Annotated in this window: 11 protein-coding genes; 8 read left to right on the top strand and 3 right to left on the bottom strand. The window is 61.6% G+C overall.

All coding sequences use genetic code 11. From position 1 onward, the window contains the following. The first annotated feature begins 36 nt into the window (after positions 1-36). The 6 genes from mnmE (at position 37) to AC1RT6_RS13760 (ending at position 6,768) form a co-directional block, all read left to right on the top strand. Complete coding sequence (gene mnmE / locus AC1RT6_RS13785) at positions 37-1,407, top strand: tRNA uridine-5-carboxymethylaminomethyl(34) synthesis GTPase MnmE (RefSeq protein WP_079445163.1); 1,371 nt, start codon at positions 37-39, stop codon at positions 1,405-1,407. A gap of 164 nt (positions 1,408-1,571) precedes the next feature. Then, entirely contained in the window at positions 1,572-3,446 is a 1,875-nt protein-coding gene (gene mnmG / locus AC1RT6_RS13780; RefSeq protein ID WP_079445162.1) for a tRNA uridine-5-carboxymethylaminomethyl(34) synthesis enzyme MnmG, read from the top strand. Between the two features lie 258 nt (positions 3,447-3,704). Continuing rightward, positions 3,705-4,406: a 16S rRNA (guanine(527)-N(7))-methyltransferase RsmG gene (gene rsmG, locus AC1RT6_RS13775; protein WP_173815862.1), complete on the top strand. Its 702-nt coding sequence runs from the start codon at positions 3,705-3,707 to the stop codon at positions 4,404-4,406. Next, entirely contained in the window at positions 4,403-5,260 is an 858-nt protein-coding gene (locus AC1RT6_RS13770; RefSeq protein ID WP_079445161.1) for a ParA family protein, read from the top strand. The genes rsmG and AC1RT6_RS13770 overlap by 4 nt, the downstream gene beginning before the upstream one ends. A gap of 148 nt (positions 5,261-5,408) precedes the next feature. Next, complete coding sequence (locus AC1RT6_RS13765) at positions 5,409-6,290, top strand: ParB/RepB/Spo0J family partition protein (protein WP_472791559.1); 882 nt, start codon at positions 5,409-5,411, stop codon at positions 6,288-6,290. A gap of 190 nt (positions 6,291-6,480) precedes the next feature. After that, entirely contained in the window at positions 6,481-6,768 is a 288-nt protein-coding gene (locus tag AC1RT6_RS13760; RefSeq protein WP_079445158.1) for a GIY-YIG nuclease family protein, read from the top strand. Positions 6,769-6,814: 46 nt separating this feature from the next. Here AC1RT6_RS13760 and holA read toward each other — a convergent pair whose 3' ends face one another. The 3 genes from holA to leuS are packed head-to-tail and all read right to left on the bottom strand — an operon-like array spanning position 6,815 to position 11,061. Then, complete coding sequence (holA, locus tag AC1RT6_RS13755; protein WP_079445157.1) at positions 6,815-7,843, bottom strand: DNA polymerase III subunit delta; 1,029 nt, start codon at positions 7,841-7,843, stop codon at positions 6,815-6,817. A 10-nt stretch (positions 7,844-7,853) separates the two neighbouring features. Continuing rightward, complete coding sequence (gene lptE / locus AC1RT6_RS13750; RefSeq protein WP_079445156.1) at positions 7,854-8,438, bottom strand: LPS assembly lipoprotein LptE; 585 nt, start codon at positions 8,436-8,438, stop codon at positions 7,854-7,856. Continuing rightward, positions 8,425-11,061, bottom strand: a complete 2,637-nt coding sequence (leuS, locus tag AC1RT6_RS13745; RefSeq protein WP_079445155.1) for a leucine--tRNA ligase — start codon at positions 11,059-11,061, stop codon at positions 8,425-8,427. Before leuS ends, lptE begins: the two co-directional genes overlap by 14 nt. 142 nt (positions 11,062-11,203) lie before the next feature. Here leuS and AC1RT6_RS13740 point away from each other — a divergent pair, with 142 nt between their 5' ends. Beyond that, complete coding sequence (locus AC1RT6_RS13740; protein WP_079445154.1) at positions 11,204-11,908, top strand: glutathione S-transferase N-terminal domain-containing protein; 705 nt, start codon at positions 11,204-11,206, stop codon at positions 11,906-11,908. Then, complete coding sequence (locus tag AC1RT6_RS13735) at positions 11,905-12,579, top strand: YggS family pyridoxal phosphate-dependent enzyme (protein ID WP_079445153.1); 675 nt, start codon at positions 11,905-11,907, stop codon at positions 12,577-12,579. The genes AC1RT6_RS13740 and AC1RT6_RS13735 overlap by 4 nt, the downstream gene beginning before the upstream one ends. Positions 12,580-12,581 lie beyond the last annotated feature (2 nt).

The following is a 12,581-nucleotide window of genomic DNA, read 5'->3' as shown; positions in this document are numbered from 1 at the left end:
AAGTTCAGATCATCGAAGTAGTCCAAGACATAAGTCATGCATCCGCGAGAACAAACGATCTTTGCGCTGTCGTCGGGCCGGCCGACGTCGGCGATCGCTGTTGTGCGTGTGTCCGGCCCAGAGGCTGGCACCGCACTTCGAGACATCGCAGGTGCAGTTCCCGTTGCGCGTATGGCGACGCGCGTATTGCTGCGCGACCGGGCCGGTGAAGCAATTGATGATGCTATTATCTTGTGGTTCCCCTCGCCTGCGAGCGCAACCGGTGAAGACGTTGCGGAGTTTCACATTCACGGTGGCCGAGCCGTGCTGAATGCCTTGTTCGCGGCGTTGTCGTCGATCGACAATACGAGAACTGCGGAACCGGGAGAGTTTACCCGGCGCTCCTTCGAGAATGGCAAGATTGATCTCACTGAAGCCGAAGGTCTCGATGATCTGGTTCATGCCGACACCGACCGGCAGCGCCGTCAGGCCTTGCGTCAGTTGCAGGGCCTGCTTGGCGATCGCGCGCGAGGTTGGCGCAAGGAGCTGATCGATGCCTCGGCCCTGATCGAAGCCGGAATCGATTTCGTCGATGAAGGCGATGTACCGGAAGACCTGCTGAAACCGGCGCTGGAGAAGATCGCGCAGCTCCGTCGCGAGATCGAACAAACCCTTGCGACATCAGTACAGAGTGAACGCCTGCGCGACGGTCTGACGGTCGCGATCGCCGGTCCGCCGAATGCCGGCAAGTCGACGCTGCTCAATCGTCTTGCCCGTCGCGAAGCGGCGATCGTGTCGCCGCACGCGGGAACGACGCGTGACATCATCGAAGTCTATCTCGATCTCGATGGCTATCCGGTGACGCTCATCGACACGGCCGGCATTCGCGAGACGGACGATCCCGTCGAGCAGGAGGGCGTGCGGCGGGCCCGCGACCGGGCGGCGTCGGCCGATCTGGTGCTGTGGCTTTCGGCCGATCACAGCGCCGAGCCGGATGGATCAATTGTCAACGGAGACGTTTCACTCTGGCTGATACGAAACAAGATCGACCTTTCTAACCCGGAGAACGGTGGGGCGAACCTGGGGCAGGTCGAAACCAAAATGGAGCAACGCGCCCCGACGCGGCAATTTCGCATTTCGGCGGCGCGGGGTGATGGCGTCGATGAACTGGTGGCCGCGCTCACGGCTTTCGCGGGCATCTGGCTTGGACGGGGTGAGACGGGCGCAATCACGCGATTGCGGCATCGCAGCATATTGCGGGATGCTGCAGCATCGCTTGTAAAGGCAGAGGCGCTGGCCGGTCGGGGCGACGAACTTGTCGCCGAGGAGGTGCGAATTGCAGTTCATTTTATCGGGCGGCTGCTCGGTCGTGTCGATATAGACGATATTCTTGATTCACTCTTTTTAGAATTCTGCGTCGGTAAATAGTGAATAATATTTCATTTCTTAGTGCAAGATCAAGTGTGCCGGGAGGTTTGGGGATGCGGTGTTTCACGTGAAACACCGAGCCTTGTATCCCGAGTCCGAACTTTCGGATTCTGCGAGCCTGAGATAGAAGTCGCACCGGGTATTGGCGAGAAGCCGAGAAGCTTATGGCATCAGCATTCGATGTGATCGTGATCGGGGGTGGCCACGCTGGCTGCGAGGCCGCGTCTGCGTCCGCGCGTACCGGCGCGCGAACCGCGCTGGTCACCCATCGGTTTAGCACCGTGGGCGCGATGTCCTGCAATCCAGCGATCGGTGGACTCGGCAAGGGCCATCTGGTCCGCGAGGTCGATGCCCTCGACGGTCTGATGGGACGTATGGCCGATGCTGCCGGCATTCAGTTCCGAATGCTCAATCGTCGCAAGGGCCCAGCCGTCCGCGGTCCGCGAGCCCAGCAGGATCGCAAGCTTTACGCCGCGGCCATGCAGGCTGCGATTCGCGAAACCGCGAATCTTGAGGTGATCGAAGGCGAGGCGGATGACCTGATTGTTTCCGGTAGCAGGATCGCCGGCATTCGACTGATCGATGGCCGGCACTTCACCTCCGCCGCCGTCGTGGTCACCACCGGCACCTTTCTGCGCGGTTTAATCCATCTTGGCGAAAAGAGTTGGCCGGCAGGGCGGGTCGATGAAGCACCTGCACTTGGCCTATCCACGTCGTTCGAGCGGATCGGCTTCGCCCTTGGCCGACTCAAGACCGGAACCCCGCCGCGGCTCGATGGCGCGACCATCGACTGGGCTGCGGTCGAGATGCAGCCTGGGGACGATCCGCCGGAGCCGTTCTCGGTCATGACCGAGCGGATCACAACGCCCCAGATCCAGTGCGGCATCACGCGCACCACGCCGGCGACGCACGAGGTGATCCGCGCCAACGTGCATCGTTCGCCGATCTATTCCGGCCAGATTACGAGCTCGGGTCCGCGCTATTGTCCTTCGATCGAGGACAAGGTGGTCCGCTTCGGCGATCGTGACGGACATCAGATCTTTCTCGAGCCGGAAGGCCTCAACGACAGCACGGTTTATCCCAACGGGATTTCGACCTCGCTGCCGGAAAACGTGCAGCTCGCGATACTTGCGACCATTCCCGGCCTGGAGAAGGTCAGGATGACCCGTCCGGGTTATGCCATCGAATATGACCATGTCGATCCTCGCGAACTTGAACCGACCTTGCAGACCAGGCGAATGCCCGGGCTGTTTTTGGCTGGCCAGATCAACGGCACGACAGGTTACGAGGAGGCGGCGGCACAGGGGCTTGTTGCGGGGCTGAATGCAGCATTGGCCGCGGGCGACGGCGATTTGGTCGTGTTCGACCGCGCTGACGGTTATCTCGGTGTGATGATCGATGATCTTGTGACGCGCGGAATCGCCGAGCCCTATCGGATGTTCACCTCCCGAGCCGAGTATCGGCTGACGCTCCGCGCCGACAATGCTGACCAGCGGCTGACGGACAAGGGCATTGCCATCGGATGCGTCGGGGCAGGGCGCGCGGCTCATCATCGGGGCAAGATGGCGGCCTTGCGCGCGGCAAAGGCGTTGGCGATGTCGCTGTCGGTGACGCCGAACGAGGCTGCCCGCTACGGACTCTCGCTGAATCGCGACGGCCATCGGCGGTCTGCGTTCGAGTTGTTGTCTTATCCGGAGATCGGCTGGCATGACGTGGCCGCGATCTGGCCGGAGCTGTCGGCCGTGGATTCGGGAATCGCTGTGCATCTCGAGATCGATGCCAAATACGACGTCTATCTGAAGCGCCAGACCGCCGATGTCGAGGCGTTTCGTCGCGACGAGGGGCTGATTCTCACCGGGATCGACTACAGTGCGGTTCCCGGCCTCTCCAATGAAGCCCGAAACCGGCTGGAAAACGCTCAGCCGCGCACTGTGGGGCAGGCAGGCCGTCTCGACGGACTCACGCCGGCCGCTCTGGGGATTCTCGCGGCCTATCTCCGTCGGGAAACGCGGAAGAGAGCGGCTGCTTCCGCGCGATGATCCGGTTCACCGATTGAAATGTTTCACGTGAAACATCGGACAAACGAGTCCTGCATTTCGACGAAGATGATTCCGAGCCGACGACTTGTTTCACGTGAAACAATTTCTAACCGGATCCGCACTCGGCGCACGAGCTAGCGGAGGATGATCGGGCGGTATCTCCCGATTCGTCGACTGCTGTCGGCCAATGGCCGACCAATCCCAAACCGGGATCCACCAAACGTCTGGCCAGGAATCAGAGGGCCGTCTATGTTGGCCATGATGCCCACGCCCGAACGAGAGAGCTCCCCAATCTCGGCTACCGACAAGATAGCCGCGCTGGCGCTTACCCCCATTTCACGTCAAATCGAAGCGCGGCTGGACGCCTATGTCGATCTGCTGGTCCAATGGCAGACAAAAACCAATCTCGTCGCGTCGTCGACGATGCCGCAGCTCTGGACCCGCCACATCGCGGATTCCCTTCAGCTTCTGACGCTGGCTCCGAATGCAAAACGCTGGGCTGATTTCGGCAGCGGCGGCGGCTTTCCCGGTGTCGTGCTTGCTTGCGCGCTTGCGGGCGTTGAGGACGCGCGCGTCGATCTAATCGAGCGCAACGCTAAAAAAGCGGCATTTCTGCGCGAGGCCGTGCGGGTCACTGCGTCACCGGGCGTTATTCACCTGATGGATATCGGGGATTATGTGGACAGAGTGGAGGATCGGATCGATTGCGTGACCGCGCGTGCGCTGGCGCCTCTACAAGTGCTGCTCGGCTTCGCAGAACCCTTCGTAACAAAGGGCGCCACCGCGCTTTTTCTCAAGGGCCAAGATGTAGAAGCTGAATTGACGGAAGCTACTAAATATTGGAATATTAAGCCTCGGATTCATTCTAGTTGCACCGGCGGACAAGGCTGGATCGTGGAACTCGATCATATCGAGCGGCGTGATCGTCCTCAGGCAAAACAGGCATGGCGTGGTGCATGACGGTAATTGATGAAGTCTCCCGACACGAAGACGGAGGCGAATCTCACGTCCGCCATCCCCGCATCATTTCGCTCGCCAATCAGAAGGGTGGTGTCGGCAAAACCACGACCGCGATCAATCTTGGCACTGCACTGGCCGCGATCGGGGAGCGCGTCCTGATCGTCGATCTCGATCCGCAAGGCAACGCCTCCACGGGTCTTGGCATCGACCGGCGCGATCGCAACGTCTCCACTTATGATGTGTTGATCGGCGAAGCACCGCTGCGTGACGCGGTCGTGCCGACCGCGGTGCCGCGCCTGCACATCGCGGCCTCGACCATGGACCTCTCCGGTCTGGAACTTGAGCTCGGAACCACAAAGGACCGTGCCTTCCGTCTGCGGGACGCGATCACCGCGCTCAACGGCAATGCCGCCGATGCTGCCGATTACACCTATGTGCTGATCGACTGTCCGCCGTCGCTCAATCTTCTCACTGTCAACGCGATGGCGGCGTCGGATGCGATCCTTGTGCCGCTGCAATGCGAGTTCTTCGCCCTCGAAGGTCTGTCGCAGCTGTTGCAGACTGTCGAGCAGGTGCGTTCCACGCTCAATCCGAATCTGTCGATCCACGGCATCGTGCTCACCATGTTCGACTCGCGCAACAACCTGTCGAACCAGGTGGTCGCCGACGTGCGCCAGTTCATGGGCTCAAAAGTCTACGACACCATGATCCCACGCAACGTGCGGATTTCAGAAGCGCCGTCCTATGGCAAGCCGGTGCTGGTCTATGATCTCAAATGCAGCGGCAGCGAAGCCTATCTGAAACTTGCGACCGAGGTGATTCAGCGCGAGCGCGAGTTGCGCACGGCGCATTGAGAATCGGAAATCGGGTCGTGGGGCGCGTGAGTAACTCGATGAGTGCTGCCACGATGCGCAACCTGCTCTCTTCCACAAGGGGAGAGAAGAGTGACCTTACGTTTCCTTCAAGTCTGGAGTACAGCGCGTGAATCCAAGGGAGCTGGCGATGGCCGACGAAGCGCGTTCTCGACTGGGACGCGGTCTTGCAAGTTTGATCGGCGACGTCGGTGGCGAGGCCGCCCATGCCGAGCGTCCGCGCGTGCAGCGCAAGGTGCCGATCGAGTTTTTGAAACCGAATCCGCGCAATCCACGCCGCGCGTTTTCCGATGTCGAACTCGGCGAGTTGTCCGACTCCATCAAACAGCACGGCGTCATCCAGCCAATCGTGGTGCGGGCCGTGAAGGGGACGCAGGATCGCTTTGAGATCATCGCAGGCGAGCGCCGCTGGCGCGCGGCGCAGTCCGCGGGGCTGCACGAGGTTCCAATCGTTCCGGTCGAGGTCAGCGATCATGTCGCGCTCGAAATCGCGATCGTCGAGAACGTGCAGCGCGAAGATCTCAATGCGATGGAAGAAGCGCAGGGCTATCACGCGCTCGCCAATGAATTCAAACACACTCAGGATGACATTGCGAAGATCGTCGGCAAGAGCCGCAGCCATGTCGCCAATATGATGCGGCTGACAAAACTGCCGGACGATGTGCAGGCGCTGATCACCTCCGGCGAGTTATCGGCAGGCCATGCGCGCGCGCTGATCGGCATGCCCGATCCTTCCGCGGCGGCGAGGCGCATCGTCACGGAAGGTCTCAATGTGCGGCAGGCTGAGGCGCTTGCGCATGAGGAGGGCGTTGCCGAGCGCAAGCCGCAGAAGGCCCGCGCTGACAAAGCGCAGAAGGACTCCGATACGTTGGCGCTGGAAAAGCGCGTTAGCGACGCGCTCGGCCTTGCGGTGACGGTCGATCACAAAAATCCCGGCGGCGTCGTGCAGATACGCTATCGCGACCTCGAACAGCTTGACGAGATTTTGAAAAGGCTGGATTCGAAGGGGTAACGGGCTCTTTTAGAGCGAGATGAAATGAGTTTGAATCATCGTCATTGCGAGGAGCGCAAGCGACGAAGCAATCCAGTCTTTCGGAGTGGCTCCTGGATTGCTTCGCTCCGCTCGCAATGACGGGGAAGCCGAGCTGGCCTCAATCGTCACGATCTCGCGTCGTTGTGAGCGAAGCAATCCAGACAGCGGCATGAAACAGCCCTGCGTCTATATTATAACAAGCGGTCGGAACGGGACCCTTTACACCGGTGTAACGGCAGATTTACCGCGTCGTATCTTTGAGCATCGAGAAGGCCTGATTGCAGGATTTTCGAAGAAATATGGATGCAAGAGCTTAGTTTGGTACGAATTGCACGAGACCATGACAAACGCAATTACACGCGAAAAGCAGATAAAAGCCGGCAGCCGTGTAAAGAAACTCGTATTGATTGAAGGCCTCAACCCGGCTTGGACCGATCTGTTTGAATCGCTTTTCTAAGAGCTGGATTGCTTCGTCGGCCTTGCCTCCTCGCAATGACGACCTGTCATCCTCTCCGCCGTGCATTCACCGCGATCGACATCAGAGCGCGTTGCGCGATCGCGGAGGCCAGCGCCGCTTGCTTGCGGGTTTCCAATGCGGCGCCGGCAAGCTGATCCATCACCTGAATCAGCCGCGCGGCGCTGAAATTGCTCAACGCCGTTTCCACGGTCGTCTTGCGCGAAAAATGCAATCGCGGAAATCCGCTATCGGCGGCCGATGAGGCGGACGCGCCGCCTTCCATCAAAAGCGCAGCCTTGTGCAGGGCGGCGACCTGACGCTGCGCGGCCAAAATGACGAGGCCCGGATAGGTGCCAGCGACCATGGCCTTGGCGAATTCGGTTTCGACCACCGCCGGCTGTCCGGCGAATGCGGCGTCGATGACGGGATCGAGTTTGAAGTCGGATGCGTCAGAGACCACGGCCATGACGTCGATGAGCGTGATCTCGCGTTGCCCATGAGCATAGAGCGCAATCTTGCGCAGCTCATTGCGCGAAGCCTGACGATCACCGCCGAGCAGGGACATCAGCGCCGCGCGGGCATCGGGCGCGATCTTCAGGCTCGAGAGGCGCAACTCCTCGTCAATCAACCGCGTCAGATCGCGTTCGGTGTCGGGATAGCAGGCAATTGCCACCGCGTTCTTCGCACGCTCGCAAGCCTTGCGCAGCGGTGATTCCGGCCTCAGCTCGCCGGCTTCGATCACGATCCGGCAATCCTGGATCGTGGAGTTCGCCAGCACATCGACGCCGCTGGCAAAGCTGCGTGACCCCGCCTTGATCCGGATCGCGCGGCGGCCGCCGAACAGCGGCACCGTCATCGCCTCATCGACGAGACGCGACGGCTCAGTTGCGAGATCGTCGCCGTCGAGCCGAACCACCGAAAACGGATCGTTGGGATCTTCCACGGCCGACGCCATCAACGCGTCAGCGCGCTCACGCACCAGACCAGCGTCGGGACCGTAGAGCAGGATGATCGGGCGGGCCGGATCGGGCCGGGCGAGAAAGCTGTCGATGTCCTTTCCACGCAGCGCGACCATTCGCCGGCGATCAGGTGCCGGCGTAAAAGAACGCCGCCAGCCGGGTATTGATATTCTCGGCGATTTGCTGCGCGGCGCGGTCTTCCGCATCGCGATAGGCACGCGCGCGGGCGAAACGCTGGAGCTGGCCGGGAATGTCATAGGAGGTGCGGGAGAAGGTGGACGCGTTCAGGACGGTCTTGCCGGTGGCAACCTCGATCAGCTGGTAGCTCGCATTGATACCGTATTGCTCGTTGGAGGGCAGCGCGGTGTTTGGGTCGAGCATCAGCGACGAACGGTTAGTGGTGAAGCGGATCTGAAGCTGGTGTGTCGGGGGCGCTCCGGTGGCGCCGCCGTAAAGTTTGAATGCAAGCGCGTTGCGAAGGGTGACACCGATCCGCGCATCCGGAGACCCATTGGGTTTATCGATCGGCAGGAGTTCGACGCCCATCAGCCTGTCGCGAAGCGCCGGGCTGCCGTCGGCGTGTTCGGCATACATCGGACGGAAGCAGCCGGCCGTCAGCGCGGCCAGCACTGCAATGATGCTTAGCCGGGCTGCGATGCGCGGATTGGCCCATTTTCCAGCCCGGCGACCCGACAAACTACCCCACCACATTCACGATCCTCTGCGGAACGATAATGATCTTTCGAGCCTGCTTGCCGCCCAAGGCCTGCTTTACCGCATCGAGCGCCAAAACGGCAGCCTCAATTTCCGGATTTCCCGCGCCGCTCGCCACGGTCACCTCGCCCCGCTTTTTGCCGTTTACCTGCACGGGCAGCGTGAGGGCGTCTTCAACCAGCAAATCGGGCTCGATTTGTGGCCAACGGGCTTCCGAGACCAGGCCAGCCTGGCCGAGCGCCTGCCAGCATTCCTCGGCGAGGTGCGGCATCATCGGGCTGAACACCTGCACCAGAATGATGGCTGCCTCGCGCAGGCTCCAGCTCAGATCCGGTGCGGGGGCGGACTTGTTGCTGCGGGAGCGGGCAAGGGCGTCGGCCAGTTCGTTGGCGAACTCGCGGATATTGGCGAGGCAGACGTTGAAGTGCAGCCGCTCTATTCCCGTAGAGACCTTGTCGAGCGCGCCATGGGCCGCCTTGCGTAGCGCCAAAGCATCGGTGCCAAATGCCGCTGGTCTCTCTTGCGGCGCGGTCTTGCCGGCTTCGGCGGATTCATTGACCAGTCGCCATAGCCGCTGCATGAAGCGCGCCGCACCCTGTACGCCTTCCTCGCTCCAGATCACGTCGCGATCCGGCGGCGAATCCGACAGCATGAACCAGCGTGCGGTATCGGCGCCATAGCTGCCGATGATATCGTCGGGATCGACGGTGTTGCGCTTCGATTTCGACATCTTCTCGACCGCGCCGATCTCGACCGGCTCGCCGGTTGCGATCAACGTGGCGCGGCGGTTGTTGCCGTCGACCTCGATCCGCACCTCCTCGGGCGAGGCCCAGCCGCCGTCAGGCTTGCGGTAAGTCTCGTGCACCACCATGCCCTGCGTGAACATGCCCTTGAACGGTTCGTCCATGCTGACATGGCCGGTGGCCTTCATCGCGCGGGTGAAGAAGCGCGAATAGAGCAGATGCAGGATCGCGTGCTCGACGCCGCCGATATACTGGTCCACCGGCAGCATCCGGTCGACGACTGCGCGCGTGGTCGGTGCGTTGTCGTTCCACGGATCGGTGAAGCGCGCGAAGTACCACGACGAATCGACGAAGGTGTCCATGGTGTCGGTTTCGCGGGTGGCCTTCGCCCCGCATCGTGGACAACTGACGTGCTTCCAGGTCGGGTGATGATCGAGCGCGTTGCCGGGCTTGTCGAAGGTGACATCCTCCGGCAGCGTCACCGGCAAATTCTCGTCCGGCACCGGAACGACGTCGCAGGCCGGGCAATGGATCACCGGGATCGGACAACCCCAGTAGCGCTGGCGTGAAATGCCCCAGTCGCGCAGACGGAAGTTCACCTTGCGCTCGGCGACCGGGGCTTTGCCGCGCGTTTCGCCTTCCAAGCGCTTGGCGACTTCTTCCTTCGCCGCATCAGCGGTCATGCCGTCGAGAAAACGCGAATTGATCATGCGGCCATCACCGTCGTAAGCGGTGTCAGTGATGACGAAGCTCGACGGTTCCTGTCCCTCGGGGCAGACCACCGGCGTGTTGCCAAGTCCATATTTGTTGACGAAGTCGAGGTCGCGCTGGTCGTGCGCCGGACAGCCGAAGATGGCGCCGGTGCCATATTCCATCAGGATGAAGTTGGCGACGTAGACCGGCAGCTTCCAGGTCGCATCGAACGGGTGCACGGCCTTGATGCCGGTGTCGAACCCCATTTTCTCCGCGGTGTCGATCTCGGCTTGCGCGGTGCCGCGCCGCTTACACTCGGCGATAAAGTCGGCGAGCGCGGAGTTATTCTTCGCTGCCGCTTGCGCGAGCGGATGATCCGGCGCGATCGCCATGAACTTCGCGCCGAACAGGGTGTCCGGCCGCGTGGTGAATATTTTCAGCTCGTTCTCACCGTTTGGCGTGGTCGCCGGGTCGAGTGCGAAGCGGATCAAAAGGCCCTCGCTGCGGCCGATCCAGTTGCGCTGCATCAGCCGCACCTTGTCGGGCCAGCGATCGAGCGTGCCGAGCGCGTCGAGCAGCTCCTGCGAATACGTCGTGATCTTGAAGACCCACTGGTTCATCTCGCGCTGCTCGACCACGGCGCCGGAGCGCCAGCCGCGTCCGTCGATCACCTGCTCGTTGGCGAGCACGGTCATGTCGACCGGATCCCAGTTGATCTTGCGCTTCTCGCGCTCGGCGAGACCGGCGCGCAGGAAGTCCAGAAACATCTTCTGCTGGTGTTTGTAATAGGAGGGATCGCAGGTCGCGAACTCCCTGGCCCAGTCGAGCGACAGCCCGATCGAGCGGAGCTGCTTCTTCATGGCCTTGATGTTGTCGTAAGTCCACGCCCTCGGCGCGATCTTGCGCTCGATCGCAGCGTTCTCGGCCGGCAGGCCGAAGGCGTCCCAGCCCATCGGATGCAGCACGTTGTAGCCCTTGGCGCGCATGTAGCGCGCGATCACATCGCCAAGGGTGTAGTTACGGACATGGCCGATGTGGATGCGCCCGGACGGGTACGGGAACATCTCCAGCACGTAGTATTTTTCGCGCGAGTCATCGTTTTTGGTGGCGAAGATCGCCTGCCTGTCCCACTCGGCTTGCCAGCGCGGTTCGGCGTCACGGGCGTTGTAACGTTCTGAGGTCATGGAATTGCAATGTTTTTCGTGATTTGCAGTCGCTCGACTAGGCCATGAAGCGGACCGGGGGTCAACGGGTCGGACGGGCGGTTTGCAAGCGGTGTGGTTTTGCGGTGTAAGCAGGGAACGTTTCCCGCCTTCCGGAGTGACGATGGCCGACCTTTCCGCTTTTTCGATCACCCGCCGCTGGCCGGCGGCCCACCCGGAACGTCTGCAGCTCTATTCGGTGCCGACGCCCAACGGGGTGAAGGTCTCGATCATGCTGGAAGAAACCGGATTGCCCTATGAGCCGCATTTCGTCGATTTCGGCAGGGATGAACAGAGGAGTCGTGAATTTCTCTCACTCAATCCCAACGGCAAGATTCCCGCGATCCTCGATCCCGATGGGCCCGGCGGCAAGCCGCTCGCTTTGTTCGAGTCGGGCGCCATCCTGCAATACCTCGCCGAGAAGACCGGACAGTTTCTGCCAGCCGATCCGGCGCTGCGCTGGCAGACCCTCCAGTGGCTGCACTTCCAGATGGGCGGCGTCGGGCCGATGTTCGGGCAGGTGGGATTCTTCCATAAGTTCGCCGGCAAGGATTTCCAGGATAAGCGGCCACGCGACCGCTATGTGACGGAATCGAAGCGGCTGCTTGGCGTGATGGACGCGCATCTGACGACGCATCGGTGGTTTGCAGGCGACGACTACACCATCGCGGATATCTCGATGCTTGGCTGGGTGCGCAACCTGATCGGGTTTTACGATGCGCGCGATATCGTCGGGTTCGATCGTTTCCGTCATGTCGGCGGCTGGCTGCAGCGAGGCCTGGCGCGGCCGGCGGTGCAGCGCGGTCTCGCGATTCCGGCGCGACAATGACCACTGGTGAGGCGGCGCCGATCGATGGCTTTGCTTCCGTGGAAGCCGGGATTGTTCGCGCGTGCCGGGACGCACAACGCGAACGCTCCTCGGTGACGCTGGTGGCGGTGTCCAAAACCTTCGATGTCGGCGCGATTATGCCGGTGATCGCAGCCGGCCAGCGCGTGTTCGGGGAGAACCGCGTGCAGGAAGCCAAGGGGAAGTGGCCTGCATTGATCGCGGCGCATCCCGGTCTCGCGCTGCATCTGATCGGCCCGCTGCAGTCCAACAAGGCGAAGGACGCCGTCGCCCTGTTCGATGCCATCCATTCGGTCGACCGCCCGAGCCTTTGCGAGGCGTTGGGAAAAGAGATCAAGAATCAGAACCGGCGGCCGGATCTGTTCGTGCAGATCAACACTGGCGAGGAGCCGCAGAAGGCCGGCGTCGCACCTGCGGATGCCGACGACTTCATCGTACGCTGTCGCGATACTTATGGCCTCACGATCTCAGGCTTGATGTGCATTCCACCGATGGATGATGCGCCTGCGCCGCATTTCGCGCTTGCCGCCAAGATCGCCAAGCGCAACGGGCTCACGCAGCTGTCGATGGGGATGAGCGCGGACTTCGCCATAGCGATTGCGCTCGGCGCGACGCATGTGCGGATCGGCTCGGCGATTTTCGGGACGCGGTAATT

It is taken from the genome of Nitrobacter sp. MLSD-S21, assembly GCF_058809865.1.
Note: the sequence above shows the minus strand (reverse complement) of the source record. Positions and strands in the feature narration are given on the sequence as shown.